Source organism: Sulfurimonas sp. (assembly GCF_028713515.1).
Classification (GTDB): Bacteria; Campylobacterota; Campylobacteria; order Campylobacterales; family Sulfurimonadaceae; genus Sulfurimonas.
Window position 1 is genome coordinate 24,044 of record NZ_JAQTOD010000001.1, and the last position, 26,776, is coordinate 50,819.

Genomic DNA, 26,776 nt, shown 5'->3' on the forward strand with positions numbered 1-26,776 from the left:
TTTATACTCTCACCGAACTCGGTATATTAACAACTCTCTCTTCTAAATATTTTGCATTTTTTAAATCGGTACATTGACAATCTTTAAACATTTCAAGTTCGTTCATAAGTCGCCAAATTGGTCTTGTCATTACACCATTTTTATTAGTAAAATCTAAAAATTCATCTCTTTTAATTTTATCATTTAACAAAACAGTTTGTAGCCAATAATTTGATTTGCTATCTTTTGGTTCTTCTATAAATTTAATCTCATTATTTGTAGAAAAAAACTTTTTATATTTCAAGGTTAATTCTCTTTTTGATTTCAAGAAATTATCAAGCTGTTCAAGTTGTGCAACTAATAAAGATGCGTTAATGTTTGGTAATCTATAGTTGTATCCTATCTCATCATGGACATATTCGTAAGAATGGGGGATTTTCGCTGTTGTTGTGATATGTTTTGCTCTTTTTGCCAAATTTTCATCATCGGTGACTATTGCTCCGCCACCACCTGAAGTGATGATTTTATTTCCATTAAAACTAAAAGCACCCACTTTCCCAAATGTGCCTGTATGTTTCTCTTTATAATAACTTCCAAGTGATTCAGCCGCATCTTCAACTAAAGCAATGTTCCAAATATCACAAATATTTTTTATCTCTTCAATTCTACATGGATGTCCAAAAGTGTGCATAGGGACGCAAGCTTTGATGATTTTCCCTGTAGTTTTATTGATGCAAGCATTTCCTTTTAATTCACAATTTGTCTCTAAGAAAGACTTCAAAGAATCAGGACTTAAGCCCATAGTATCCAAATCAACATCTACAAATATCTGCTTTGCTCCGATGTAAGAGATGGCATTGCATGTGGCTATAAAAGTAAGTGGCTGAGTTATCACTTCATCCTCTTTTTTTACATCAGCTAAAAGTAGTGAAATATGAAGTGCCGCCGTACCATTTACGGTGGCTATTGCATATTTGCTTCCAACAGTTCTTGCAAACTCTTTTTCAAAAATATCTACATATTTTCCAACACTTGAGACAAAAGTAGAATCTATACAATCATTTAAATATTTTTTCTCATTTCCAGTAAAACGAGGCTCATGAAGTGGGATAAATGCTTCTGTATCAAATGTTTGTTGAATAAAAGTGGTAATATTTTTAAAACTCATTACATTTTCCCATCAAGATATTTGCCGGTTTCTTTGTGTCGAAAATTTGGAATCATCTCATGAAACAGTTCTACGATCTGATCTTTTGTCCAAGATTTTGCATTTTTCATACTATCTATTTTTTGTATGAAATAATTTAGTTTATCCTCATTAAAAATGGCTTCGTTTTTAATGACGCCGAGATTTAGAAACCTGCTCATGTCAAGGAGTTCTTTGTCGGTAAAGAACTCTTCAAAATCTTTTTCGCCAGTTGTGTCGCTTGCAGTAAATAGACATGGCCATTTTCCTTGCTCTGGCATGGTTTTTGCCAGTTCTCTTGCCTCATCTTCACTCTCGCAAAGATATGGCTCATAACCTAGATTTTTTAGGTATTTCACAGCAATATCGGCAAAGGTGATTAGATGAAGAGCCTCGCTTAGTTTTGGGAAAAAGATATCTCTATTTTCTCCAAAAATGCATGACATGAGACAAAGTTCACCCGACTCTTTAGGGGTGACAAAATAGCGTTTGATATCGTTGGGGGCGACAATTGGCTGGCGTTTTTGAATTCGCTGATTAAACCCATGAAGCAGACTACCGTCACTAAAAGCAACATTTGCAAATCTTGCGGTTGAAATATCTATTTGAAGAGATTTCCTCATTAAAAACATCTCCATAATTCGCTTGCTTGCACCCATCATATTTACCGGATTTGCCGCCTTGTCGGTGCTTACGCAGAAATATTTTTTAGTCCCGTTTTCTATGGACTGTTGCAGAGTTTTGTCGGTGTTGAAAATATTTACCTCGCACATTCGCATTAAAGTAAAGGGGTCTTTCTCGCTTCTTACATGTTTGAGGGCAGAGAGGTTTAAGACATAGTCATATTTTCCGTCCGCTTTAATAAACGCGTCATACTCCACACTTCCAACATCAAGTGCAAAGGTTTGAAAATCACCATCAATGTAGCCAAAAGAACTACGAATATCTCTGACAAGTTCTACCATGTTGTTTTCGCTTATATCCACTATATGTAACTTTTTAGGATTTCGTTTAAATATCTCTTTTGTAACGGCTTGCCCTATTGAACCGGCACCACCGATCACTAAGAATGCTGAAGACGACACAATGTTTGAGAGCTCTTTTTCATATTTTTTTATGTCATCTTTGAATAACTCTTTTTCTCTATCTATTAATTTTAAAATATTTGGCATTTTTTAGCTCCTAATCTATTTTGTGTGCGATATGATTGCTGACTTGCAGAGCGATTGTCTGCGGAGTAAACCCACTTAGTGTAAGTGAACGATCGTTTATTCCAAGTGTGCCGTAGAGAGTTGGAGAGGTTGTTTTAAATAGAGCAATAGTGGGAACTCCTGAAGCACTAGCTAGATGCATCGGTCCAGTGTCTCCACAAACAAAAGCATCTATTTGTGAGAGCATGGCACCTAAATTTCGCAGGTTGGATTCCATAAGGGTGTAGAACTCATTGCTTAATTTCTCAAGCACATCAGGAGAGAGAATATCTATAAAGACGGCACTTGGATTGAGTTGTTTCATCTCTTTGTACCACTCTATCCACCACTCATTGTCAATCTTTTTCTCAAATCTGGCATCACGGAAAATAGCAATGATTTTGTTTTTCTCCCCCCAGATATATCCTTGTTCTAAGAGCCGTTTTTTAAGCATTTCCAGCCCTTGTTCTTTCTCGTATTCGCTGAGGGCAATGTCTAATATCTGAGGGTAATCACTTGGTTTATTGCCAAACGCCTGCATCAGATAGAGGGGTTTAAGCGCTTCGTGTATGCTAACTGTAGGAAAATCAACAACATGGGTTGAAGGTGACCAGTTATTAGGAGAATTAAATCCCAATTTGTATGTGCTTCGAGCCAAAAAAGTAGCACCCTTGTCACTTGCTGAACTGCTGTTTAGGCTTACTACAAGATCGTAGTGCGGAGTGCGTAGTTGTTTGATGTAACGAAATAGATTGATTGGATTTTTGAGTAGTTTTCTTGGAAAGTCATAGACATTTTTAACGGTAGCAAAACCACTTAGCAAAGATGATGGATATTTTGCTCCAATTAGAACATCTATGTCAGCCTCAGGAAAGCGTTGCTCTAGTGCGCGAAGCAGTGGAGTCATAAAAAGAATATTTCCTATACGATAGTTGATTCGGATAACCAATATACGATGAATCTCCCCACTTGGAATTATTTCTCGTTTGGCTTTGGTTGGAAAAAGTAGCGATAGAAGTTTGTTAAAACTATTTTTTAAATCCCTTCTAAGGCGTGAGTGAAGCGGTAAAGCCATAAAATTCCTTTGATTTTCTACTTAATTAAAAAACTTTTTATTTTCGTTGATTATATCTAAAACCTTTTTGCTATCAACTTTGACACCCTCGGCTTTTTCGTATGTTTTTGTATCTCTAATTTCATTTTTGAACATTTTGTCCGGTCTGTTTGAGAAGAGATATGTATAGCTGTTTGTTATGATGGCGTTGTTATTCCAGCTAGCACAAAATGCGTACTCTCTTTTGTAGTTTTTATCAAGAAGATTGTATCCGTTACTGTAATCTGATGGATTATTTTTAACGCCAAGTATGCTTAGCAGTGTTGGTACGATATCATTATGAGAAGTGAGCTGATTTGTGTCAATTTTTGGAATCTTCATATTTTTTGGAAACTTTATGATAAAAGGCGAGTTTGTTTGCACACTTGAAAATGCGGAGTTGTGACCAAAATTGCCATGTTCATAAAACTCTTGCCCATGGTCTGAGGTAAATATGATTATGGAGTTGTCATACAGATTCTTTCTTTTGAGCTCATCTATCATATTTTTAAAGAGTATATCATCATAAGCTACGGAGTTTTTGTATCTAGCAAAAGCGTCTTTAATCTCTTTACTTCCTTTTGTGGCGGTTAAATAGTTTATATTGTTACCAGTTGCGTTAAATTTGTTAAACTCCTTTGGATATGAAAAGCCGTGCGGTGCATCAAGAAAAACAAAAGAGAAGATTGGATTTTTACCATTATAGTTAGCAAGTTGTTTTATAAAGTGTTCACTGCTCTGTTTGTCTCGCTCCCATGGAATTCCGCTAAAATTATCGCTTACGCATTCATGTATATCTGCATAACAAGTTTGTTTAAACTCAGGCCATGAAGTGTTCGTGGAAGAGGTTATATCTATCTTATAATTCAATTTTTTAAGTACATCAAAAAGAACTGGAGCTTTTGCATTATCTAAAAAGCTAAACCAGTAGGTAGAGTTCACGCCATAAATGATTGAAAATATCCCAAATCTAGTCGCATTTCCGCCACTTCGATGGTTGTTAAATGTTAAAGAATCTTTTTTAAACTCCTCTATGTTTGGAGTAACTTCACTGCCAAGAACAGCGTTTCTAACAGAATCACTAGCGATGATGATTATGTTTGGCCTAGTTGGATTGGCACAAAGTTCAATTGGTTTTAGTGGATAATTAAGTTTTCCGTTTAGTTTAATGCTGTCTTGAGTCTCTTTGTCTTGCTTTATTTTAAAATATTTCACACCGATTTTGTTGAAAGTCAGAGGTTGATAGAGAGGAATTGCGCCATATTTTGAAACCACATCACTATTTTTAAGCAGAGACGCCACTCCGTATGAAATTTTATCTGTTAGAGTGATTAAAAAAACGGGAATTATGATGATTCTGTTAAGTTTTCTGTTAAGTCTATGTTTTTTGTCTGGTGAGGCAAGTATGGCTTTTTTAATGATAAATATCTCAAATGCAACCAGAGCAACCACAAAAAACATAAAAAGTAAAATAGGTTCTGTGCCAACTTGCATAGAGTCCATGGCATCTGGCGAGGTTAGTATATTTATAACCATACCGTTTATATGAAATTTATATAGGTTGTATATGAAAAAATCTACGACTAAGGCTATGTTTAGAAGCACAAAAAAGAGACTTGAGAGGAAAAGGATAAATCTTTTTGTGAATGTAAAAAGAAATAGCATAATGAAAAGCAGAATGTAAATTGTTGTAACAGTGGAGATAACTCCAGCTATAGCCAAAGAGAGGCTAAGGGTAGTGTAGTCCACATTGTACCGCAAAAATAACAGAGCAAAAATAGTTGTTAAGAGAAAGTTCGCTTTAAAAAGGAGTGAGAAATTTAAGTTTTTCATATATGTGTTTTTACCTATTTATTTAAAGTAACAATAAAAATCAACCAGCAGGCAAGATGAAGAGCTATGCTAAACATCACAGCGGTGGCGCCTATGTCTTTAGCATTTTTTGCTAATGGATGAATCTCTTTTGTGACCAAATCAACAACATTCTCGATGGCACTATTTAGAAGTTCTACTATTAAAACTAAGAGAGCGGTGCAAAAAAGGATAGTTTTTTGCCATAGTTCAAAATCAAGTAAAAATATAGTCGGGAGGATAAAGAGCGCCAGCAGAAGTTCTAATCTAAAAGAACTCTCTGTTTTGAAAGCATGTAAAAATCCATCGAGTGCGTATTTTGTGTTTTTAAAGAGATGATATTTTGGTTTGTTGTTCACGAATTTCCTTGATTGTTTTTATGATTTGGTTAGGTTCTATCTCGCCGATAGAGAAGTCATTTTTGTTGAGCTTATATGGATTAACGGCAGATGAAGACTCTATCGCTTTGTTGATGTTTGTTATGTAAGTGTTTCGCGCTGGTGTTGGACCAAAAAGAGTTATTGATGGGACATTTAATGCCCATGCCATGTGCGTTGGTCCAGTGTCGTTGCCGATAACAATCGATGCGTTTGCAATAGTGGATTTTAACTCATCAAAGCTCATTTTGTTTAAAGCTTTTGCGTTTGGCGTGTGAGTTTCAATCCAGAGAGCTAGTTCTCTCTCTTTTTCGTTGCCCCAAACTAAAAATATTGGTTCATTAAGCTCATTGGCAAGGGAAGTAAACTGCTCTTTTGGATAGTTTTTGCTCTCCCATGACGAACCAATCACAAATAGTATATATGGTTTGGCGAGTTTTGGTTCGGCTTTAAAAAAAAGATAACTCTCTTTTGCATCCAAAAGCCGAGTATTTACATGAATTCCAAGGGGCTCCAAAATCACTGCCACATTACGGAGGATAATATTTTCATGATACGCTATATGAATTTTTTTGTTATAAAATAGAGATGCAATGCCTTCTCGAATAGAGTTTTTGTCAAACCCGGCAATAATTTTGCCGCCGATAATCCTTGATACTATGGCAGATTTCAGCAATCCTTGAGCATCTATGACGATGTCGTAGTTGTTTTTTGAGTAAGCTTTTAAAATTTTGTATTGAGTAAAAAATTCACTCTTTTTTGTTTTTATAGATTTTAGATTTACTGGTAAAATGTTGTCGATGTGAGGATTATTCTCTAATACACCGCGAAACCCGCTTTCTACAACCCAGTCAATCTGAGCATCTGGAATCTCTTTTTTTATAAATTGCAAAGCCACCATAGCGTGAATGATATCGCCCATAGCAGAGAGTTTTACTATACATATTTTCATGAAACGGATTTTACACTAATGGGTATGAAAACTAGATAAGTTAAAAGTTTTTAGGATAAAATCCCGCATAAATAAACCATTGGAACAACTATTGAAAGAAATTTTTAAACGCTATTCGCCATATATGAAGGATTATAAGCTCCAATATTTTTTAGTCATTGTGGGTATTATTTTAACTGTTAGTGCTACAGCAGCAACCGCACATATTATGAAGCCACTTATGGATGATATGTTTGTCGCAAAAGATGAAAAAATGCTCTATCTTATACCGTTTGGACTAATTGGAATCTATGTAGTTAAATCAATTGGCAGATACATGCAGTCAGTTTTTACAAAATATATTGGTCAGCATATCATCGCAAGACTTCGTGAGACGCTACTGGAGAAAATCATTAGTCTTGATATGTCGTTTTTGTATGCAAATCGTAGTGGAGAGCTGATTTCACGAGTAGTAAACGATATTGATAGAATTAGATATTTTGTCTCAAGCATGTTGCCAGATCTGCTCCGCGAGATACTCACGGCTATTGCCCTTATAGCTTATGTTATATATCTGAACCCCATCCTCGCTTTTTACTCTCTGGTTGTTATGCCGCTTATCATCTATCCGCTTATTTTAGTGGCTAGAAAACTAAAAAAATATGCCCATAGGTCGCAAGAAAAAAATGCGGATGTTGTAAGTAGGCTTACTGAGGTGTTTAATAGTAGTGAAATTATAAAAGCAAATGCTACTCAGAAGTTTGAGTTAAAAAGATTTAGTGTAGAAAACTGGCAATTCTTTAAAATAAATATGAAATCGGCTTATGTCGGAGATATAGTTTCGCCAATCACCGAGATAGTCGCGGCAGTCGGACTTGCCATGGTTATATTTGTCGGCGGAAGAGAAGTTTATAACAATAACATGAGCGTTGGAGAGTTTACTGCTTTTTTAACAGCCATCGGGCTTGTGATGCAACCGCTTCGCCAAATTGGAATCATTTACCCTAAAATTCAAGACGCAACAAGTGCAAGTGAGAGAGTTTTTGAGATACTTGATACGCAGAGCAAAATCGTGGATGGAGATAAGATTTTAGAAGATGATATTGTGCATATTGAGTTTAAAAATGTAAAGCTAAAATATGACAATACTTATGCATTAGATGATATAAATATAGATATAAATAAGGGGCAAAATATTGCACTTGTCGGAGATAGTGGGGGCGGGAAAAGCACATTTATAAATATGCTTCTTCGTTTTTATGACCCAGAGAGTGGCGAGATTTTGATAAATGGTACAAATATAAAAGAGTTTAACCAAGACTCTCTGAAGCACCATATCTCACTTGTTACGCAGAGAGTTTACATCTTCCAAGATACTCTTGCAGCAAATGTTGCTTATGGACAAGAGATAGATGAAAAAAGAGTAAGTGAAGCGCTTGAGTTAGCCGATGCTTCGGCTTTTGTGGACTCTCTTGAGGATAAAATGTACACAAAAATGGAAGAGTTCGGTACAAATCTATCAGGTGGACAGAGACAAAGGATTGCAATTGCTAGGGCTATCTATAAACATTCATCTTTAGTTCTTTTTGATGAGGCAACCTCTGCACTTGATAATGAGAGTGAAAAGAGAATTCAAAAAGCTCTTGATGAATATACAAAAGATAAAATCACCATAACAATTGCCCATAGACTAAGCACCATAAAAAATGCCGATAAGATTTTAGTTATACAAAAAGGTAAAATTGTTGCGAGTGGGAATCATGATGAGTTGATGGAAACTTCGCAGGTTTATCAAAGATTAGCTGGAGAGTTGAAGAATTAAATTAATAATAAAACAGACTTGTTTGTTTTATTGCATAATAATAATTAATAAGATTTTCAACACTTTTTAGAGATAATCGCTACGATTAATATAGATAATTTTTTTGCCAAAAAGTGGCAAACTGCAGCGACTATTGCTGTTTCAATAATATGCAAGGATGAAAAATGTTAGATTTTGCAAAATTTACAAAGTACTCAAAACCAGGTCCAAGATATACAAGTTACCCAACAGCACTAGAGTTTAGCGACTCTTTTGGATATGATGAGTATATAAAAAAACTTGATTCTCAGGATTCATCTCGCCCTTTGAGCCTATATTTTCACCTCCCTTTTTGTAAAAATGCTTGCTACTTTTGTGGTTGTAATGTAGTTTTCACCTCCAAAGAAGATAAGATGATTCGCTATTTGGATTATTTAAAAAGAGAGTTAAAAATTCTCTCTGGACATCTAAACTGTAAAAGAGAAGTTATTCAGATGCACTTTGGCGGTGGAACTCCAACTTTTTTTAATGCCGAGCAACTCGATGAAGTTATAAAAGAGATAAGAGCTTTCTTCCCAAATTTTGTTAAAGATGCTGAGATAAGTTGTGAGATTGACCCTCGTCACATCAATGAAGATCAGATGAGAGTGCTTAGTAAAAATGGCTTTAATCGTGTAAGTTTTGGTATCCAAGATTTTAATGAAAAAGTTCAACAAGCAGTTCACAGAATTCAGCCGTACAATATAACAAAAGAAGCTATGGATTTGGCTAGAAAGTACAATATGAACTCCGTTAATGTTGACCTTATTTACGGACTTCCATACCAATCTTTAGAGACTTTTAAAGAGACACTCTCACTCACACTTACTCTAAATCCAGACAGATTCGCAATTTTTAACTATGCTCATGTGCCGTGGATGAAAAAAACTATGCGTAAGATTGATGAAACAACTCTTCCACTTCCGGATGAGAAGCTTCAGATTATGCAGTACACAATCAACTTTTTAACCTCAAATGGTTATAAAATGATTGGCATGGATCACTTTGCAAAGCCAGAAGATGAGCTGTTTAAAGCGATTGAAAAAGGTGAACTTCATAGAAATTTCCAAGGATATACCACAAAGGGTGGAGCTGATCTAATCGGAGTGGGGCTTACCTCCATTGGCGAGGGCATAGACTACTACGCGCAAAACCATAAAGAGATGAGAGAGTACGAAGATGCAATTGACGCAGGAAAACTACCGTTTGAACGAGGTGTTGTGCTTAGTGATGATGATCAAATCAGACAATTTGTGATTATGGAACTTATGAGTAACTTCAAACTTGACATAAGAAGATTTGAGAAACTCTTTAATATTAATTTTAAAACATATTTTGCAGACGCAGTAGAAGCGTTAAAGCCATTTGTGGAGGATGAACTGCTCACTATGGACGAAAATCATATAGAGTGTAGTCAAACAGGTACTTTGCTTATAAGAAATATAGCTATGCCATTTGATGCATATATGAAAAAACACACAAAAAGCTCTAAAACATTTTCTAAAACGGTTTGATGATGAGCAAATCTGCACAAGAGATTTTTAACTTTGGCGCGACAACTGATGAGTGTATTAAGTGTGGAAAGTGTATCCCTGTTTGTACCATTCATAATGTAAATGCCGATGAGGTAACATCTCCAAGGGGATTTTTGGACCTTTTGGGTGCTTATCAGCGAGGAAATTTAGAGCTAGATGCAAACGCAAAAGCCATTTTTGAGAGCTGTTTTTTATGTACCGCTTGCGTTGAGGTTTGTCCAAAATCACTTCCAGTTGATATGGTAATAGAGCAGGTTCGCTCAGATATAGCACAAAAATTTGGTATAGCATGGTATAAAAGAGCCTTCTTTTTGCTTCTTCGCCATAGATGGCTAAATGATTTGGCGTTTAAACTCGGTTGGGTTTTTCAAACTTGTGGATTTAAAATTCAAGCAGATATTGACTCTATGAGTTCTCGTTTTAACCTACCGATGCTAAAGGCGGATAGACTTCTTCCAAGCCTTAGAAAAAAATCATTTTTAAATTCGCATGAAGAAAATATCAGTAACGGCGGCAAGAGAAAAGTTGCTATTTTTATTGGCTGTTTGGGTAATTATAACTTCGTAGATGTCGGTAATTCACTTTTAGAGATTTTAGAAGCTTTGGAGATAGATGCATTTTTAGCTAAAGACCAGAAGTGTTGTTCGGCTCCTGCTTACTTTACTGGAGATTTTTATACGGTTGATTACAATGCAAAATTTAACATAGAGTATTTTGAGAGTTTCTCAAAAGATGTTGAAGCTATTATAGTTCCAGAAGCAACTTGTAGTGCGATGCTTAAAATAGACTATGAACACTATTTTCACGATCAACCTGAGTGGCAAGCAAGAGCGGTTGCGATTAAGAGTAAAATTTTTATGGCAACGGAGTGGTTGCAACAACACACACATCTAGAAGAGTTATTGGCTTCAAAGAAGCAAGACCCAAAAATAGTAACTTATCATGACCCTTGTCATGCTAGAAAAATGCAGGGGATTCACAAAGAGCCAAGAGCGCTTATAGGTAAAAACTACAAAATAGTTGAGATGAGCGACCCAAATAGCTGTTGTGGATTTGGTGGTGTTACTATGCAGAGTGAGAAATATCATCTTGCTAAAGCCGCTGGTATCCCAAAAGCTGATATGATTAAAAAAACTGGTGCAGATATAGTTAGTTCGGAGTGTAGCGCTTGCAGAATGCAGATAAATGCTTCTATGAATTATGTTGATGCGAAAAGCGTTTTCAAAAATCCTATTGAGCTAATCGCCCAAGCCCTGAGAGAACACCCATAATGAATGCGTGGAACAACATATATGCCGTTTTTGACCCAATAGCTTTTAAAATCTTTTCACTACCAGTTCATTGGTATGGAATTATGTATGTGTTGGCTTTGGTTACTGCTTTGTACCTCGGAAAATATTTTATTAAAAAAGATAAAATTGATTTCAAAAACAGTGAGATAGACAACTATTTTATCTATGTTGAGATAGGCGTTATTTTGGGCGCTAGACTCGGCTATATCCTTTTTTACGATACTCAAACACTCTACTATCTTTCTCATCCATGGCAGATTTTTAATCCTGTTGTAAATGGTGAATTTGTGGGCATAAGAGGCATGAGTTATCATGGAGCTGTTATAGGTTTTTTACTTAGCACTTACATCTACTCTAAAAAACATAAAATTGCTTTTGGCAAAATTATGGATTTAGTTGCCATAAGTGTTCCTCTTGCTTTTGTGTTTGGACGAATAGGCAACTTCTTAAATCAAGAACTTATAGGCAGACAAGCCGATGTGCCTTGGGGAATTTTAGTAAACGGTGTACTTCGTCATCCGTCACAACTCTACGAGGCTGTCTTAGAGGGCTTTGGTGTTTTTGTGGTTGTTTATCTATATAGGAAATATCAAAAATTTAGCGGAGAGCTGATTTTGGTGTATGGCATGAGTTATGGTATTTTTCGTGCAATCGCAGAGATTTGGCGTGCACCGGATGTTCAAATCGGCTATATTTGCTGTGATGTTGTAACTTTTGGGCAACTGCTTAGCCTTGGTATGGCACTATTTTCGTTTGTTGGATGGATTTATTTTAAAAGAGTAAATAGTACTAAAATAATCTAGAATATGCTTTATTGCGCAATAGTGGGCAGTTAAAGCCTATGTTTAAATTTTTTTATGTAAAATAGTTACATTGCAAATTAAATTTTTAATAATAATTTTTTTATAAAAGGCTCTTATGGAACATCTATTTATCGATTGGCTAAAAGAGTACGGCTATGCTGTTTTGTTTATTTGGAGTATTTTAGAGGGCGAACTTGGTCTTGTAATGGCTGGAATTATGTCCCATACTGGAGATATGAACCTTATAATAGCCCTTGTTGTCGGTGCACTCGGTGGTTTTGTCGGAGATCAGATTTACTTTTACATTGGCAGATACAACAAAAACTATATTCATAAAAAACTTCATTCTCAAAAAAGAAAGTTTGCACTAGCCCATCTTTTGCTAACAAAGTATGGTTGGCCAATTATCTTTGTGCAACGATATATGTATGGAATGAGAACTGTAATACCAATGGCAATAGGACTTACAAAATATTCAGGTCGTCAATTTGCTATAATTAATCTAGCAAGTGCCTTGATTTGGGCTTCTATTACGATTGTACCAGCTTATTATTATGGAGACCATCTGCTTGCTCTTCTTGCATGGATTAAAGCTCACTGGTATTTTGCTGTACCTCTGATCTTGAGTGTAGTGGGTACTATATTTTACACTTTGAACCGACTTGAGAAAAAAGTTTTGATAAAAAGAAGTGAGCGCAAGTTTGATGTATTAGTAAAGTAAAATCACTAGTTTAGATTTTTTTAAAATCGCTTGATTTATAAAATAATTCCGCTGTGAGTTTTTTCTATTAATCTAATAATTATTATTCTATTTTAAATTAGAAATTCGAGTTAAACTATAGGAGCTTTTTACGCATAGAGTCATTTTGGTAACTGGGGCTAGTTCCGGAATGGGAAAGGCTACGGTAGAGCTTTTTTGTTAAAAGGTTTTATGGTCTATGCTGCTACAAGGACTACAGAGGCATTTGATGGTTATCAAAACGCAAATTTTAATGCTCATGCAACAGTAGGTGATAAAGCTAAAAAATTTATACCTATGAAGAGAGAGTTGAGTGATGAAGATTTTGAGAGACGAGTTATAGAGCATTACAGTTTATAGGTGGAAAGCCTATTTTTCAATATCACTGACACAAAATACAGAGTTACGACACTTTTTGAGAGTTCAGGCGAGCACATAAAGAGAGTTGATATATCTAATGGCATCTTTTTTTTAGATGTACAACTCTTTTTTCACAACATTGACACTCTTATAAAAAACCTTGATAGAATGGTAGTTTTTTGCGTAGCAAAATATGCACAGATAAGTATAGTCGAAAATATCTCAAAAAAAGAGTTTGTGCTTAATAAAAACAGCACAAACACTCTTATAGACACTCAAAGCATAGATGCTCTCAGCCTTTACATAATCGATAAAATAGTAAATATAAAGAGTGACTCCGTGATGAAGAGTATAGTGTGTGAGCAAAATATTTTAGAGTTTATTGCCCATAGGTTGCGACTAGTTGATATGGTAGATAAAGATCTCGACGATGATGAACTGTGCATCTCAAAGAGTGCAAAAGAGATACTTTTAAAGAGTTATGTAAAGCCTCCTACTATCACTCTTCTGGCTCATCTGTGCGCGACAAACGAGTCAAAACTAAAAAAGGTTTTTAAAAAAGTATATAAATGCACCATATATGAGTATACACAAAAGCTCCGTCTTGAGAGAGCAAACCTCCTTTTAAGAGAACAACTCTTAAATATAGGAGAGATAGCAAAAGAGGTCGGCTACAAATATCAAAGTCACTTCTCAAAGTTTTTTTATGAGACTTACGGTGTTTATCCGAAGGATTTATTGAAAAAAAATAATTTGTGTTAGAATATAAAAAAATAGTTTAGCGGTACGGTAATAAAATGTCTATATTTCAAAAATCAATACTAAACTCCACCAAACAAGATGAAAGTCTCGTCGCACAGAGATGGGCAAAATTTCAAAGCTACTTAGCAAAAATCTCCGCCATCAAAGGGTTTAAAGAAGAGGTTTATCAAGACGGTTTTTTAGAAGATATCTTTGAAAACTACCTCAGTTATATATCTAAAGCTCGCTCCTCTGACGAACTGATCTGGCTACACTTATCCATGCTTTTTGCGGAAGATAGAGACCTGTTCAAAAAGAGACAATTAAAGAGATGTAGATATTGAAGCAATTTCAATTATAAATAATTTCAAAGATTATTAAAGGATTAGATATGGGAAGGGGTGGATTTCTTAGTGCAGTGGTTAAAGTTGCTAAAGCGATAAATAAGGCAAATGCAAAAGCTGCAAAAGAGAAAGAAAAGCAGGCAAGATTAATAGAGAAGGAGAAGGAGAGGCAGAGGCACATCACAGCACAGACTTTAAGAGATGAGGAGCGCCGACGGAATAGCAAACAAGCTGAAGAAGCTAGAGAGGCAGGAAGAATAGCTAACTTACAGCGTATCGAGGAAGAGGAGCGGCGATGGAATAGCAAACTTCAGGCAGCAAGACAAAGAGATATCGACAAGAATGAGTTAGATAGCATGATTGAAGTTTCAAGGAGATTGTTTGAGTTAAGACAAGACGATAGACGGCGACTAGTCGAATCATTTATTCGAAAAAATATCAAGTAAAGAGGAAGAATGGAAACAAAAATATTTATCGTTTTGGCATTGTTGGTTGTAGTAGCAATTATGGTATTTTTGTTTGAAAGAAATAAGAATACAAACGAAAAGATTTCTTATTTCAATTCTATTGATGATGCGATTGCTGAGCTAGAGCTAGAAGTGAAGTTAAAAAATGAAGAAATCTCAAGGTTTGATTCTAAACTGAAGATGAAACAATTGTCTCTTGAGACCATTGATGATGATATACAAAATAAGAGCGTTGAAGCAAAGAAAATTTCTGATGAGATAGCAATAGCAAAAGCCTCATTTGATGGCCTAAGCAAGGAAACAGCTGATCTGCAAAGACTTAAGACGCAGGAAGAGCAATTACGACAATCTATTCAAGCATCAAACGAAAAAATGGAAAAAGACGCAGCAAAAATAGCTTCACTGACCGCAGAAATAAAAAATATCACAAGAAAAGCCGACCTTTACTCAAGAATTGATGAATTTATTGATTATGGGCACTTTGAGATACCTCAATATCTCTATGAGACTTCCGCAAGATATGCTGAAGAAATAAAAATTATACGCAACACACAAAAAAAGATGATTATGGACAAAAAAGCGGTCTTATTTCCAGAAAGAAATACCATCTCCAAATACACATCACTGGATAGCGGAATATTTAAAAACCAAATAATTATGATGTTAAAAACATTTAATATTGAATGTGACTTTTTGATTGAAAATGTTAGCCCTGGTAATTTTGCAAGGACTCTTGAGAGAATTAGTAAAGCAGCAAATGATATCGAAAAAAACTCATTGACTCTTGAATTCGGTTTTAATAATGAGTATATATTACTTAAATTAGAAGAGTGTGAGCTTCAGTACCAATTTGCCTTAAAGAAACAGGAAGAAAAAGAAGAACAGCGTTTCATAAGAGAGCAAATGAGAGAAGAGCAAAAGGCAATGCAAGAAGCCGAGAAGGCAATACAAGAAGCTGAGAAAGAGGAACATTTATATCGAGAATTGCTTAGCAAAGCGAGAGAGGAGCTTGCAAAAGCAGGTGGTGAGGAAATTATTCTTGCAGAATTTAAGATTGCTGAGCTTGAAAGAAAACTAGAAGAGGCAGAAAACAAGGAATGTCGCGCAAAGAGTATGGCTGAACAAACACGAAGAGGACATGTATATATTATCAGCAATATTGGATCATTTGGTGAAAATGTCTACAAGATAGGAATGACGCGACGACTTGACCCTATGGATAGAGTCAAAGAGCTCGGGGATGCCAGTGTGCCTTTTAGATTTGATGTTCATGCAATGATTGCTTTTGATGATGCACCAAAGCTTGAATCGGAACTTCACAAGAAATTTATGAATAGTCGTGTCAACGCAGTAAATCTAAGAAAAGAATTCTTCAAAGTGGATCTTGAGATGATTAGGGCAGCTGTAGCGGAACTTACCAATAAAGAAGCCGATTTTATTACCACGATTTTAGCAGAAGAATATTTTGAAACAAAGAGGCTTCAAGTACAACCTGTGTCTCTTTCCTCGTTCCCAACGCTCCAGCTTGGGAATACATACTCAAATCCATCTCTCATAGATGTATGAATTCCCATCAAGACGATGGGAACTAGCCAAATGGTAATAAATAGTGAAGTTGAAAAAGATGGAGAAAAGAAAAATAAAGTTTATTTTTTGGCAAATAAAAAACAAATTTTATAAAAAACAAAAAACAAATTTTCTATAATCCCTATTTTAAGGGATTTGTTTTATTTTTGTTTATCTATTTTAAAAATAAAAAAACTGGAGAAACACCTCTCTAGGTAAATCCCAACTTTTCTTAACCAAGTGCCAAATGTTGTGCAAGCAACGCCCCTGTGAGTGAATCTCCACTTTCTCTCGTTCCAAACGCTCAACCTTCAAAATAAATACAAAATCAATAAATAAAATGACAAATTGCAATGTTTTTTAAGGAGATTTTTAAAAGAGGATAGTATGACAAAAAAAGGGGAGGATGATGAGTAAACGGTTTGATGCGTGGAATGAGACGAAAAAAAAGACAGAAGTTAATGAACGAAAAGTGGGTATCAAATCTCGGGAGCTATTTTGGGTAAAGATTGGGCAAAATATTGGTTCTGAGGAATATGGCAAAGGCGAAAACTTTACGCGTCCCGTTATTATTATCCGAAAGTTGACACATGATCTGTTTTTAGGAGTTCCTACTGCAACTGCTCTAAAACATGATGATTACTTTCATACATTTGAATACAATCATGAATCAAAAAGGATGGTAAATACATCTGCAATGATACTTCAAGTCAAAGTTTTTAGTACAAAACGATTGATGAAAAGAATTGGGATGGTTGACAAGGAAAATTTTAAAACGATTCAAGAGAAAATAAAGAGATTGATTGACCCCACTTGAAAAGCGGGTGTGCCCGAAGGCGAATTGTGGAAGAATTATATACTATTTTTAAAAACATGTCAAAAAGTTCTGCATTTCCCCTCGTTTTCAACGCTCAACCTTCAAAATAAATACAAAATCAATAAATAAAATGACAAGTTGCAATGTTTTTTAAGAAGATTTTAAAAAGCTACTAGGATGATGAAAAGAAGATAAATAAGCACCAAAACCATCAAAGAAAATTGGGGTAAAGGTGTAGTTAAAGAGTTGGCTGATTATATCAAGTTGCAAGAACCAACGATAAATGGATTTACAGCTAGAAGTCTTTGGCGTATGAAGCAATTTTATGAAACTTACAAAGACAATGAAAAAGTGTCGCCAGTGGTAACAGAAATTTCTTGGACAAATCATCTACTTTTATCGGCTTCTAAAAGTGATGAGGAGAGGGAATTTTATCTAAGAGCTTGTATCAAAGAGAGATATCCAAAAAGTAAAATATCTGAAATTCATCAAAGGATAGATGATTTGGATATTTCGTATTTAAGAAGAGTGGTTTACAAAATGGTAGTAAGTGGTGAAGTTGAAAAAGATGGTGAAAAGAAAAATATGGTTTATTTTATTGTCAAATAAAAAACAAATTTTATAAAAAACAAAAAACAAATTTTCTATAATCGCTATTTTAAGGGATTTGTTTTATTTTTGTTTATCTATTTTAAAAATAAAAAAACTGGAGAAATGCCCCTCTGAGTAAATCCCAACTTTTCTTAACCAAGTGCCAAATGTTGTGAACTAATACATTCTCTTGACATTATTACTAATTAGTAATATAGTTTTATTGAGGTGATTGATATGAAGATTCATCCGACAAAAAGTTATGGCAAACGGGCTGATAGAATTATGGGTGCGTGGATTCAGCTTTTTCGTTCGTACAATAAGATACGAGCAAAAGAGTCGGCTTATATTCAGTCATTTAGTTTAACAATGAACCAGTTTCAGGTGCTGGAGGTTTTATACCATAGAGGTGAACTTAGTGTCGGAGCGATTACAAAGCTGACAATGGGAACACACGGCAATACAACGGTTGTGGTAAAAAATCTCAAACGCGATGGCTTGATCAGTTCAGTTTTACATGAAAATGACAAAAGAAGTTCGATTCTTTGCATTACCCAAAAAGGTAAAGATATTATAGAAAATCTGTTTCCAAATCATGCGAAAAATTTTGAAGACTACTTTGATGTTTTGAGCGATGATGAGGTAGATACACTGTTTTCACTTCTTCGAAAACTAAACAAAGCACAATAAAAGGATCTATTATGAAAATAAAAACTATTTTGTTAGCGTCACTTCTATCTGTGGGGACGCTATTTGCAGGGAATTATAAAGTGGATGCTGATCATACGAGTGTGGCTTTTAAAGTCAAACATATGATGATTTCAAATGTTAAAGGTCAGTTTGGAAAATTTAGTGGAACTTTTGTATATGATGAAAAAACAAAAACGCTTCAGGCTCTGCATGGCGATGTGGATGTGTTGTCAATTAATACAGATAATGCAAGAAGAGATACACACCTTAAAAGTGCAGATTTTTTCGATGTGGCAAAATACACGACCATAAGCTATACTCTTGATAAAGTGGTTGGAAATAAAGCATACGGAAAACTTACCATCCATGGCATAACAAAAGATGTACCGATGGATCTTGAACTTAGCGGCGGCACAGTAAAAGATCCTTGGGGCAATACAAGAACAGGTCTTTCACTTAGTGGAACGATTAACAGAAAAGATTTTGGACTTATGTGGAATCAGGCTATTGAAGCAGGCGGTGTGATGGTTGGCGATGAGGTCAAGATCAATGTTGAGATTGAGGGTATTTTGCAAAAATGAAAACGCCGGCTCTTTTTGTGGGGCATTGAAATCCTATGAACGCGATAAGGGGATAATTCTTTTATCGCTTCATTAAATGGTTTGGGCAAAACTTTGCAAAAAACCAATATAAACGCCACTGTGAATGAATCTCTGCTTTTCTTAACCAAGTGCTAAATGTTGTGCACCAATACAATTGTTGACTTTAAAAATGGAAACTTTATGCAGATGATAAAGACTAAAGACACAACAAAATCCCTCTACTGCTAAAATAAAATCTCTCTACTGCCAAAAAACTCTTGATTGTATTTCTCTTTTTTTATATACTCAAACTATCAAATCATGGCAATCTTTTTGTGTCAAAAGTAGTTTTAGCTACACATACAATCAGTAATTTGGGTTAATAGGGTAAAATACAAAGAGTAATCAATGCTGTTTGTAGAAATAAAATCGTCGTTTTAAATATATTTTTGGAGCATATATGAAAAAGTATTTATTTTATGTGGTTGTTGTTCCACTAATTTTTGTTACCGCTTTATTTTCTATTCCTTTTATTATTCCTGCTAAAAAGTTCCCAAAATATAGTGATGCTAATTTAAGAGAAATAGCACTCTCAAGAGGTTTGAGATCTACTCCTACAACATTAGATGAGCTCAAAAAGCTATTAGACTCACCAAAGAATCCAATAACTATGCAAAAAATCTCACTCGGCGAAGAGCTGTTTTTTGATACAAATTTATCAAAAAGCAGAGCTACAAGTTGTGCAACATGTCACTCTTTTGATAGAGATTTAAAAAACAGAGGCGCTATTAGAAAAGTTGTTTTATCAAAAAACGAAAAATTTACAGATTGTGCTATGTGCCACTTGCAGGACCAAAGCGGAGTTGATAGATTTACATCCTCTGTTGGAGATAATGGTATAGAATATCCGCAACTGCTAAATACGCAGACCGTACTAAATGCATCTTTGGCAAAATACTTTACATGGAATGCAGAGGTTAAAAGCCTAGAGGAGCAGAGTGCAAATTCCATCGTGGCTCATCATAAACTAAATTTATCTCCAAAAGAGCTGGAGGAGAGACTTGGTTCAAACAGATACTTTATAGATAAGTTTCAGGAAGCTTTTGGAGAAAAACCAAATATAAACAACAGTTCAAAAGCTATTGCGGTTTATCTAAAGACGCTCATTACGAGAGGAAGCTATGATAGATTCTTGGATGGAGACAACAAGGCAATCAGTAGCGAAGCAAAGAGAGGCTTAGCAAACTTTATAAACTTTGGATGCAAGGGGTGTCATACGGGTGTGAGCTTGGGTGGTCAGAGTATTCAGAGATTTCCAGTGAGAATGGTTGTGCTTGCTTCGTACTTTAGGGTTAATTTGCATGGTGAATCTGGTAATGATGGTTCATTGTATGAGTTTCCATTTGAAAACAGAGGCGGATTCTTAGGCAGAAACAATCAATATCTATTTAGGGTTCCAATACTACGAAATGTTGCAAAAACTTCACCATATTTTCATAATGGCGCCGTACCTAAGCTAAGAGAAGCTGTTGAAATTATGGCAAAATATCAAACAGGACGCTATGTAAGTGATGAGCAGATTGATGAGATAGTTGCATTTCTAATAACACTAAACGGAGATTTGATTGACTATAAAAAAGCAAAAGGAGATGATACTCTATGAAAATTAGCGGTATAAAAATGTCCATACTTTTTATGTTTATAAGTGGGGTTTTGCAGATGGATTTAGTAAAGCTTAATTGGAATTATTTTACAACTATTCAAGTCATTCACGCCATAGGTGCCATAATAATAACTACCTTTTTGCTTATTCCACTTGTTTATAGACATATTCGTTATTGGGGAAGTATAAGAAGAGCTGGATTTGTTGATGGTGTTGTTTTGGCGATCTCTCTTTTTTTAATTACTATTAGTGGAGTTTATCTCTTTTTGGTTGGTAACCGTGGAGGAGATTTTTTGGGCACATACTCTTTTTATGTACATCTTTATGGCTCATTTGTGTTATTAGCACTTCTTTTTTATCACATAAACTTACAGCGTGCAAAACTACAACTATTTACACTATTTTTTGCACTGTCTCTATTTGTTCCGGCACCAACTTACGCACAAGATAAACTCTCTTTGCTTAAAGTCAATGGAAGTCACAGCGAAGATTGGACAAACTCAACAAAGTGCAAATCATGCCACAATGAAATTTTTAACCAATGGGCAGACTCAAATCATAATCACATGGCAGGTTCAAATCCATACTATATGGCCATGGAAACTTTAGCAGGAGAGGATCAGGGAGTAGAGTTTAGAAAATGGTGTATGGGCTGTCATAATCCAAGTGGACTAACGACTGGGCTTGAAAAGTCAACTCATGCAATGGATGGCAATGTTCTTCGTAGTGAGCTGTTTCTGGGTGGTGCACAGTCGCTTAAAAATGATTTTGCTTCTCATGGGAATTTTAGATTAGAAGAGGGCGTCTCATGTGTGGCGTGTCATAGAATAACCGATGCAAATAGCACTGGAAATGGCTCATACTCAGTAGATTTAAAGAACCGAAAAAGATATGTCATGGAAGATAGCAAGTCTGATATTGGGCGATGGTTTGGGGAGAAGTTTATTAACTCAAAACCAAAAGAGCATAAAGACAGTTACTCAAATCCACTCTACAAACAGAGCAGATACTGTGCTTCATGTCACAATGAGTTTCATCCAAAAACAGCCATTAAGATTGTATCAACCTATGAGCAGTGGGAAAAATCATCGTTTAACAATCCAAAAGATAAAACCAAACACAAAAGCTGTATAGACTGCCACATGAGCAACCTAAAAGATGGTAAGTTTTCGCCACTAAAAGGAGCTTCAACGGATGGCGGAGTAGTAAAAAATAGTGTAAAAACTCACTATTTTGCAGGCTCAAATCACTTCTTGATAGGACTTAAAAATAAAACAGCAGAAGCACAAACTCTGCAACTTCTAAAAACTTCTGCAAAAATGGATGTTGATGTTAAAGATGGGAAATTGATTGTTGGTATTAAAAATGTTGGAGCAGGGCACAACTTACCAACTGGAGTTGCAGATTTGAGAGAGTTGTGGCTTGATATAACTCTAAGAGATGCAGATGGTAAAGTTGTGCTCTCTAGTGGAAAATTAAAGAGTGATGGAAATATTGAAGATAATTCTAGAATCTTTATGAAAGTTTTTGGTGACGATGAAAATAAGCCAGTTGGGCTTATGTTTTGGAGATATACAAAACTCTTAAGTGATACAACAATCCCAGCCGGAGAGAGACGAGTAGAGAGTTATAATATAAAAACAGAGCTAAAATACCCTCTAAAAGTAACAGTAAAATTAAATTTTAGAATCTATCCGCAATGGGTGAGTGATGTGGTTAAAAAGATGTATCCTCAACTTCCAAACCCACTTGTTGTGGAGTTACAGAAAATAGAGAGAGTCTTAAGCAGGTGATAAAAATCCTATTTATCTCTCTCTTTTTCTCTTCACTCTTGTTCTCTGATTATATAAAATGGCAAAACAGTTATGAAGAGACTCTGCTGAGAGCCAAAGCACAGAATAAAGATATACTGCTTCTTATACTAAAAGATAATTCTGAAAATTCCAAGAAGATACTGGTTGATATTTTTGCAAAAGAAGAGATTATAAGAGTTGTAAATAAAAAATATATTCCCGTAGCAGTTTTCTTTGAAAATAAAAATAGTTATCCAATAGAGCTTTTTTACACGCAAATCTTTCCAGCACTTTTTTTCATATCAAGCAAAGATGAGTTATATCTAAATGAGCCAATATTTGATAATTTTAGCTGGAGTCAGTATAAAGAGTGATAATATGATAAAATTCGCTACAAAATAAAAAAGTAGGTAAAAATGTCATTTGAAAAATTAGGAGTTATAAAACAACTTCTCAAATCTATAAAAGATTTAGGCTATGAAAAACCTACAACTATTCAAAAAAGAGCCATTCCTCTAGTTTTGGCAAAGAGCGATGTTTTTGCAACTGCTCAAACCGGAACTGGTAAAACCGCTGCATTCGGACTTCCTATGCTTCAGCGACTTAGAAAAACAACTGCAGATGAGAGCAGGGCAATAAGAGGTCTTATACTTGCGCCAACTCGCGAACTCTCTATTCAGATTTATGAAGATTTGCAAAATTATGCTAAAGGAATGGATCTTGATATTTCAGTTTTGGTGGGTGGCAAAGATATAGAGACCCAGCAAAAATTACTCAAAAAAGGGGTTGATATTATTATCGGAACTCCTGGAAGAGTTATGGAGCTGGTGAGTAAGGGCGTTAGCTTGGCTAGCATAGAGATTTTTGTGTTAGATGAAGCTGACAGAATGCTGGATATGGGCTTTGCCAAAGATATAAGAGTTATCCACCCACTTCTACCAAAAAGACATCAAACACTACTTTTTTCAGCTACTTCTAGTGATAAGGTGAGAAAATTATCAAAATTGCTTCTGACAAAGCCAGATTTTGTAGAAGTCTCTAAAAAGAATTCAACCGTTGAGACAATAAATCAAGTTGCGTATTTAGTGGATACAGACAAAAAAGCGGCGCTTTTGGCATATATAATCGGCTCAAGAAACTTTAGACAAGTTTTAGTCTTCACAAAAACAAAAGCAAGTGCTGATTCGCTGATAGCAGAGCTTAAAAACGATGGATTAAAGTGTGGCGTTATCCACGGAGATAAAACTCAAGCGCATAGACTTAAAACTCTAAATGAGTTTAAAGAGGGAAAAATAAAAGTTTTAGTAGCTACTGATATAGCCTCAAGAGGGCTAGATATCGAAGATCTACCATTTGTTATAAACTACGAGTTGCCATCAATTCCAGAGGATTATGTCCATAGGGTTGGGCGAACCGGGCGTGCAGGTAAAGATGGCATAGCTATTTCACTGCTTGATATATATGATGTTTTTGATATAAAGGCAGTGGAGAAGCTTATAGGAAAGAAGATTCAAAAAGAGGTTGTTGAGGGCTTTGAGCCAGATAAGTCTGTACGAAGAAAAGATCAAGATGAAGTAAAAATAAAAAGTGAGTATAAGTCAGCTGAAAAAAAGCAGAGCTCAAAAAAATATAGCACTAAAAAGTCAACCTTTAAAAAATTAGATTCAAAAAAGGTAGGTACAAAGAAGCCAGCAGAGGCTAAAAAAGCACCAGCGTCAAAAAAAAGAAAAACAACAAAGCGTGATTAGCCACCGAGACTACGCGTTTTTGTAAAAAATGGCGTAAAAATATCTTGTAATTATCGAAAAACTTGTTTTTCGTAGCTTTATGGGATCGGAAGGGACGATGAGTCCCTACCACAAAGACGGACTTGTTCGTTTTTGTGTATAACATCAATAAACATAGGAGTTCAAATGGAAGTAATCTATCCATACGCAAATATAATACACCTCATTTTGGCAATAATTTTCTTAGGTTATGTTTTTACTGACTTAGTTATAATCTCAGCATTAAAAGGTAAATTTGGTAAAGAAAATGATAAGAAGATAGAGCAAACACTGGGAGCTAAAAGCTTTAAAATTTTCCCAATTGCGCTTCTTTTTATAGTTTTAAGTGGTGGTATGATGATGTCAAAATACATAAACTCTACTGCAGGATTTTTCGAGACTGATTTGCAAAAAATATTAGTCGTAAAAATTACTTTGGCATCTATAATAATTTTAGGTGTTCTTTATAATCTCTTTACAAAACTTACAGGTAGAAAAAAGATAGCTTTTATGCAAAATCACTTCCACAAGTTAGTTATAGTTCTAGGATTTTTTATAGTTGTTTGCGCAAAAATGATGTTCGTTGCATAACTAAGTATATTGATAAAATAGGTAAAATCCTATTTGTCAATTTGTACATATATTTTTGATAGATATGAGTTATCCACAAGAGTATCGTCAATGGCATTCGTAATAGCATATGTCAAAAGATAGTAAAGCTCATCGATCATCTGTTTTACGCTTTCATGATTGCTTGCAGTAACTACGCAAGAGTAGATTTTTTTAGAGAAATATGTTTGTTGAAAACTTGTCAGTAGCTTATTTGCTGCTTTAATCCCATTGGAGTTGTTCACAGAATCAAGTATTATGGCACATAAATTTGGTGCAATGAGCACAAAAGAGTCGCTTTTTCGGATAGATGAAGAAAATTGTGCAAAATCAATAGGCTCAGTTGAGAATCCAATCATTACAGAGTAATTTATCCCATATCTTTTAAATCTATAGTCAAATTTATCTACCTCTTGTATTAATATATCTTTAATTGCAGAGTTATTTCCATCTATGGTAGCTAACATTTTAAAGCCTTTTTTGTTTATATTATATCAGGATAATTTTTATGAATAAAAGTTTAGGATTATTTTTTTTAAAACAGTGGAATATAAAAGAAGTATAAAGCCCAGAAAAAGGCTTTATAGCAATCTATCTTAAGTTTTCGAAAGGCGCAGTTACTACTGCTTTTCTTGTTACAGTATATGGAACCAATGCAACAGCACGAGCTCTCTTTATAACTGTAGATATCATATCTTGGTGGCGTTTACAGTTTCCTGTTAAACGACGAGGCATAATTTTATATTTTTCTGAAAGAGAGAAGCGAAGAGCCCCAATATCTTTATAATCCATAAAATCAACTTTTGCTTCACAATATTTACAAAATCTTTTTTTGTATTTTCTTCTTTCTGCCATCTTATATCCTTTTTGTTATCTTGTTTCTAAAATGGAATCTCATCTTCATCTATGTCGATCACTGGAATCTGACTACTGCTTGGCATCTGCTGAGCTGGCTTTTGATAGCTTTGAGGCTGTTGCTTATAGCTCGGTTGTTGATAAGCTGGTTCAGTGCGAGACTGACCTTGTGGTGCCTGACTTTGAGGTGCATCATAATCATTTTGACTATGACTATCACTTTTTGAATCAAGCATCTGCATAGTTTCAACAACTACAGAGTGTTTTGAGCGTTTTTGTCCATTTTGATCAACCCATTGATCAAAGTTAAGTCTACCTTCGACTAGGATTTTACTCCCTTTTCTTAGGTATTGATTAGCAATTTCTGCACTTCTTGCAAAAAATGTAATATCTATAAAACAGACTTCCTCTTTTTTCTCACCATTTGCGGTGAATTTTCTTGTAGTAGCAAGAGCAGTGTTGGCAATTGCCATCCCGCCTTGAGAGTATTTAAGTTCTATTTCTCTAGTTAAGTTTCCAACCAAAATAACTTTGTTATACATGAGTATTCCTTATCTGTTTAGGCTATTTGCCAATTACTCTGCTGCTGCTTCAGTTGTTTCTTCTGCTGCTGCATTAGTTGCAACTTCTGCTTCTGCTTCAGTTGAAGTTGGTGATCCAGCTCTTTTGATAGCTTTTTGCACTAACTGTTTCCAAGCAACTATTTCACGATTTGTGTCATACTTGATTGTTATGAAACGGAGTAAATTTTCGTTGATACGAAAACGACGCTCAATTTCAGAAATTGCCGAAGAAGCTATAGTGTAATAAATTACATAATAAAAACCTCTTTCATTTCTATCTATAGGATAAGCTAATTTTCTCATTCCCATAGAGTCTGTTGTTGCTATTTCTCCGCCATTTGAAGTTATAATTTCTTCAATTACTTTAATGTTAGCTTGAATCTCTTCTGCTGTTAGTGTTGGTTTTACGACTACTAAGTTTTCGTAATGTCTCATAGAGTGAATCTCCCTTTGGTATTTCGCCTAAGTCGGCTTTTGTTTCCCTTTCGGATGTAGTATATATCGAGAGTTTTCGATACAAAGAGAAAGGAACGCGGAATTATACATAAACAATA

Annotated in this window: 29 protein-coding genes; 19 read left to right on the top strand and 10 right to left on the bottom strand. The window is 35.1% G+C overall.

Annotated elements, in window-relative coordinates:
- Position 1: 1 nt before the first annotated feature.
- The 6 genes from PHV22_RS00135 to waaC form a co-directional block, all read right to left on the bottom strand.
- The gene (locus PHV22_RS00135) at positions 2–1,147 is read right to left on the bottom strand and encodes a LegC family aminotransferase (protein ID WP_295020701.1); all 1,146 of its coding nucleotides are present in this window, start codon (positions 1,145–1,147) and stop codon (positions 2–4) included.
- Complete coding sequence (locus PHV22_RS00140) at positions 1,147–2,337, bottom strand: UDP-N-acetylglucosamine 4,6-dehydratase (protein WP_299944982.1); 1,191 nt, start codon at positions 2,335–2,337, stop codon at positions 1,147–1,149. The genes PHV22_RS00135 and PHV22_RS00140 overlap by 1 nt, the downstream gene beginning before the upstream one ends.
- Positions 2,338–2,347: 10 nt before the next feature.
- Positions 2,348–3,430, bottom strand: coding sequence for a glycosyltransferase family 9 protein (locus tag PHV22_RS00145; RefSeq protein WP_295020705.1), 1,083 nt, complete (start codon positions 3,428–3,430; stop codon positions 2,348–2,350).
- Positions 3,431–3,451: 21 nt separating this feature from the next.
- Positions 3,452–5,197, bottom strand: a complete 1,746-nt coding sequence (locus tag PHV22_RS00150; protein ID WP_299944985.1) for a sulfatase-like hydrolase/transferase — start codon at positions 5,195–5,197, stop codon at positions 3,452–3,454.
- 98 nt (positions 5,198–5,295) lie between these two features.
- Positions 5,296–5,658: a diacylglycerol kinase gene (locus PHV22_RS00155; RefSeq protein WP_295020710.1), complete on the bottom strand. Its 363-nt coding sequence runs from the start codon at positions 5,656–5,658 to the stop codon at positions 5,296–5,298.
- On the bottom strand, positions 5,627–6,628 hold the full coding sequence (gene waaC / locus PHV22_RS00160; protein WP_295020711.1) for a lipopolysaccharide heptosyltransferase I: 1,002 nt from the start codon (positions 6,626–6,628) through the stop codon (positions 5,627–5,629). The genes PHV22_RS00155 and waaC overlap by 32 nt, the downstream gene beginning before the upstream one ends.
- 124 nt (positions 6,629–6,752) lie before the next feature.
- Between waaC and PHV22_RS00165 the strand changes: the two genes are divergently transcribed.
- The 19 genes from PHV22_RS00165 to PHV22_RS00255 all read left to right on the top strand — a co-directional run bounded on the left by PHV22_RS00165 (position 6,753) and on the right by PHV22_RS00255 (position 24,786).
- Positions 6,753–8,429, top strand: coding sequence for an ABC transporter ATP-binding protein (locus PHV22_RS00165; protein WP_295021564.1), 1,677 nt, complete (start codon positions 6,753–6,755; stop codon positions 8,427–8,429).
- Between the two features lie 164 nt (positions 8,430–8,593).
- Positions 8,594–9,961 (top strand): oxygen-independent coproporphyrinogen III oxidase, encoded by a 1,368-nt coding sequence (hemN, locus tag PHV22_RS00170; RefSeq protein ID WP_295020712.1) that lies wholly within the window; start codon positions 8,594–8,596, stop codon positions 9,959–9,961.
- 2 nt (positions 9,962–9,963) lie between these two features.
- Positions 9,964–11,253, top strand: coding sequence for a (Fe-S)-binding protein (locus tag PHV22_RS00175; protein ID WP_295020714.1), 1,290 nt, complete (start codon positions 9,964–9,966; stop codon positions 11,251–11,253).
- Complete coding sequence (gene lgt, locus PHV22_RS00180) at positions 11,253–12,077, top strand: prolipoprotein diacylglyceryl transferase (RefSeq protein WP_295020716.1); 825 nt, start codon at positions 11,253–11,255, stop codon at positions 12,075–12,077. Before PHV22_RS00175 ends, lgt begins: the two co-directional genes overlap by 1 nt.
- A gap of 115 nt (positions 12,078–12,192) precedes the next feature.
- Complete coding sequence (locus PHV22_RS00185) at positions 12,193–12,798, top strand: DedA family protein (RefSeq protein WP_295020718.1); 606 nt, start codon at positions 12,193–12,195, stop codon at positions 12,796–12,798.
- A gap of 195 nt (positions 12,799–12,993) precedes the next feature.
- Entirely contained in the window at positions 12,994–13,176 is a 183-nt protein-coding gene (locus tag PHV22_RS00190; protein WP_295020720.1) for a hypothetical protein, read from the top strand.
- Positions 13,177–13,938 carry a helix-turn-helix transcriptional regulator gene (locus PHV22_RS00195; RefSeq protein ID WP_295020722.1) on the top strand — a complete coding sequence of 254 codons (762 nt, stop codon included), beginning with the start codon at positions 13,177–13,179 and terminating at the stop codon, positions 13,936–13,938.
- A gap of 35 nt (positions 13,939–13,973) precedes the next feature.
- Positions 13,974–14,261: a hypothetical protein gene (locus PHV22_RS00200; RefSeq protein WP_295020723.1), complete on the top strand. Its 288-nt coding sequence runs from the start codon at positions 13,974–13,976 to the stop codon at positions 14,259–14,261.
- 47 nt (positions 14,262–14,308) lie between these two features.
- Entirely contained in the window at positions 14,309–14,707 is a 399-nt protein-coding gene (locus PHV22_RS00205; protein ID WP_295020724.1) for a hypothetical protein, read from the top strand.
- A 9-nt stretch (positions 14,708–14,716) separates the two neighbouring features.
- On the top strand, positions 14,717–16,294 hold the full coding sequence (locus PHV22_RS00210; RefSeq protein ID WP_295020725.1) for a DUF4041 domain-containing protein: 1,578 nt from the start codon (positions 14,717–14,719) through the stop codon (positions 16,292–16,294).
- 409 nt (positions 16,295–16,703) lie between these two features.
- Entirely contained in the window at positions 16,704–17,111 is a 408-nt protein-coding gene (locus PHV22_RS00215) for a type II toxin-antitoxin system PemK/MazF family toxin (protein WP_295020726.1), read from the top strand.
- Positions 17,112–17,306: 195 nt separating this feature from the next.
- On the top strand, positions 17,307–17,720 hold the full coding sequence (locus PHV22_RS00220) for a DUF1016 N-terminal domain-containing protein (RefSeq protein ID WP_295021566.1): 414 nt from the start codon (positions 17,307–17,309) through the stop codon (positions 17,718–17,720).
- A 219-nt stretch (positions 17,721–17,939) separates the two neighbouring features.
- Positions 17,940–18,392, top strand: a complete 453-nt coding sequence (locus PHV22_RS00225) for a MarR family winged helix-turn-helix transcriptional regulator (protein ID WP_295020728.1) — start codon at positions 17,940–17,942, stop codon at positions 18,390–18,392.
- Between the two features lie 11 nt (positions 18,393–18,403).
- A complete protein-coding gene (locus PHV22_RS00230) occupies positions 18,404–18,973 on the top strand; it encodes a YceI family protein (RefSeq protein ID WP_295020730.1) in 570 nt (189 codons plus the stop codon).
- A 460-nt stretch (positions 18,974–19,433) separates the two neighbouring features.
- Positions 19,434–20,636, top strand: a complete 1,203-nt coding sequence (locus PHV22_RS00235) for a cytochrome c peroxidase (RefSeq protein ID WP_299944997.1) — start codon at positions 19,434–19,436, stop codon at positions 20,634–20,636.
- Positions 20,633–22,429 (top strand): multiheme c-type cytochrome, encoded by a 1,797-nt coding sequence (locus tag PHV22_RS00240; protein WP_295020734.1) that lies wholly within the window; start codon positions 20,633–20,635, stop codon positions 22,427–22,429. The genes PHV22_RS00235 and PHV22_RS00240 overlap by 4 nt, the downstream gene beginning before the upstream one ends.
- The gene (locus PHV22_RS00245) at positions 22,426–22,803 is read left to right on the top strand and encodes a thioredoxin family protein (protein WP_295020736.1); all 378 of its coding nucleotides are present in this window, start codon (positions 22,426–22,428) and stop codon (positions 22,801–22,803) included. Before PHV22_RS00240 ends, PHV22_RS00245 begins: the two co-directional genes overlap by 4 nt.
- Positions 22,804–22,845: 42 nt before the next feature.
- Positions 22,846–24,177 carry a DEAD/DEAH box helicase gene (locus PHV22_RS00250; protein ID WP_295020738.1) on the top strand — a complete coding sequence of 444 codons (1,332 nt, stop codon included), beginning with the start codon at positions 22,846–22,848 and terminating at the stop codon, positions 24,175–24,177.
- A gap of 165 nt (positions 24,178–24,342) precedes the next feature.
- Positions 24,343–24,786: a hypothetical protein gene (locus PHV22_RS00255; protein ID WP_295020740.1), complete on the top strand. Its 444-nt coding sequence runs from the start codon at positions 24,343–24,345 to the stop codon at positions 24,784–24,786.
- Positions 24,787–24,815: 29 nt separating this feature from the next.
- Here the strand turns inward: PHV22_RS00255 and PHV22_RS00260 are convergent, their stop codons facing one another.
- The 4 genes from PHV22_RS00260 to rpsF form a co-directional block, all read right to left on the bottom strand.
- Positions 24,816–25,271, bottom strand: a complete 456-nt coding sequence (locus PHV22_RS00260) for a hypothetical protein (protein WP_295020743.1) — start codon at positions 25,269–25,271, stop codon at positions 24,816–24,818.
- Between the two features lie 124 nt (positions 25,272–25,395).
- Entirely contained in the window at positions 25,396–25,659 is a 264-nt protein-coding gene (gene rpsR / locus PHV22_RS00265) for a 30S ribosomal protein S18 (protein WP_295020745.1), read from the bottom strand.
- 26 nt (positions 25,660–25,685) lie between these two features.
- The gene (locus tag PHV22_RS00270) at positions 25,686–26,201 is read right to left on the bottom strand and encodes a single-stranded DNA-binding protein (RefSeq protein WP_295020747.1); all 516 of its coding nucleotides are present in this window, start codon (positions 26,199–26,201) and stop codon (positions 25,686–25,688) included.
- Between the two features lie 33 nt (positions 26,202–26,234).
- Positions 26,235–26,657 carry a 30S ribosomal protein S6 gene (rpsF, locus tag PHV22_RS00275; protein ID WP_295020750.1) on the bottom strand — a complete coding sequence of 141 codons (423 nt, stop codon included), beginning with the start codon at positions 26,655–26,657 and terminating at the stop codon, positions 26,235–26,237.
- Between the last annotated feature and the right edge of the window lie 119 nt (positions 26,658–26,776).

Coding starts and splice junctions, on each gene's coding strand:
- PHV22_RS00135 (WP_295020701.1), bottom strand. CDS start 1,147: ATGAGTTTTAAAAATATTACCACTTTTATTCAACAAACATTTGATACA.
- PHV22_RS00140 (WP_299944982.1), bottom strand. CDS start 2,337: ATGCCAAATATTTTAAAATTAATAGATAGAGAAAAAGAGTTATTCAAA.
- PHV22_RS00145 (WP_295020705.1), bottom strand. CDS start 3,430: ATGGCTTTACCGCTTCACTCACGCCTTAGAAGGGATTTAAAAAATAGT.
- waaC (WP_295020711.1), bottom strand. CDS start 6,628: ATGAAAATATGTATAGTAAAACTCTCTGCTATGGGCGATATCATTCAC.
- PHV22_RS00165 (WP_295021564.1), top strand. CDS start 6,753: ATGAAGGATTATAAGCTCCAATATTTTTTAGTCATTGTGGGTATTATT.
- hemN (WP_295020712.1), top strand. CDS start 8,594: ATGTTAGATTTTGCAAAATTTACAAAGTACTCAAAACCAGGTCCAAGA.
- PHV22_RS00175 (WP_295020714.1), top strand. CDS start 9,964: ATGAGCAAATCTGCACAAGAGATTTTTAACTTTGGCGCGACAACTGAT.
- lgt (WP_295020716.1), top strand. CDS start 11,253: ATGAATGCGTGGAACAACATATATGCCGTTTTTGACCCAATAGCTTTT.
- PHV22_RS00185 (WP_295020718.1), top strand. CDS start 12,193: ATGGAACATCTATTTATCGATTGGCTAAAAGAGTACGGCTATGCTGTT.
- PHV22_RS00200 (WP_295020723.1), top strand. CDS start 13,974: ATGTCTATATTTCAAAAATCAATACTAAACTCCACCAAACAAGATGAA.
- PHV22_RS00205 (WP_295020724.1), top strand. CDS start 14,309: ATGGGAAGGGGTGGATTTCTTAGTGCAGTGGTTAAAGTTGCTAAAGCG.
- PHV22_RS00210 (WP_295020725.1), top strand. CDS start 14,717: ATGGAAACAAAAATATTTATCGTTTTGGCATTGTTGGTTGTAGTAGCA.
- PHV22_RS00215 (WP_295020726.1), top strand. CDS start 16,704: ATGAGTAAACGGTTTGATGCGTGGAATGAGACGAAAAAAAAGACAGAA.
- PHV22_RS00225 (WP_295020728.1), top strand. CDS start 17,940: ATGAAGATTCATCCGACAAAAAGTTATGGCAAACGGGCTGATAGAATT.
- PHV22_RS00230 (WP_295020730.1), top strand. CDS start 18,404: ATGAAAATAAAAACTATTTTGTTAGCGTCACTTCTATCTGTGGGGACG.
- PHV22_RS00235 (WP_299944997.1), top strand. CDS start 19,434: ATGAAAAAGTATTTATTTTATGTGGTTGTTGTTCCACTAATTTTTGTT.
- PHV22_RS00240 (WP_295020734.1), top strand. CDS start 20,633: ATGAAAATTAGCGGTATAAAAATGTCCATACTTTTTATGTTTATAAGT.
- PHV22_RS00250 (WP_295020738.1), top strand. CDS start 22,846: ATGTCATTTGAAAAATTAGGAGTTATAAAACAACTTCTCAAATCTATA.
- PHV22_RS00255 (WP_295020740.1), top strand. CDS start 24,343: ATGGAAGTAATCTATCCATACGCAAATATAATACACCTCATTTTGGCA.
- PHV22_RS00260 (WP_295020743.1), bottom strand. CDS start 25,271: ATGTTAGCTACCATAGATGGAAATAACTCTGCAATTAAAGATATATTA.
- rpsR (WP_295020745.1), bottom strand. CDS start 25,659: ATGGCAGAAAGAAGAAAATACAAAAAAAGATTTTGTAAATATTGTGAA.
- PHV22_RS00270 (WP_295020747.1), bottom strand. CDS start 26,201: ATGTATAACAAAGTTATTTTGGTTGGAAACTTAACTAGAGAAATAGAA.
- rpsF (WP_295020750.1), bottom strand. CDS start 26,657: ATGAGACATTACGAAAACTTAGTAGTCGTAAAACCAACACTAACAGCA.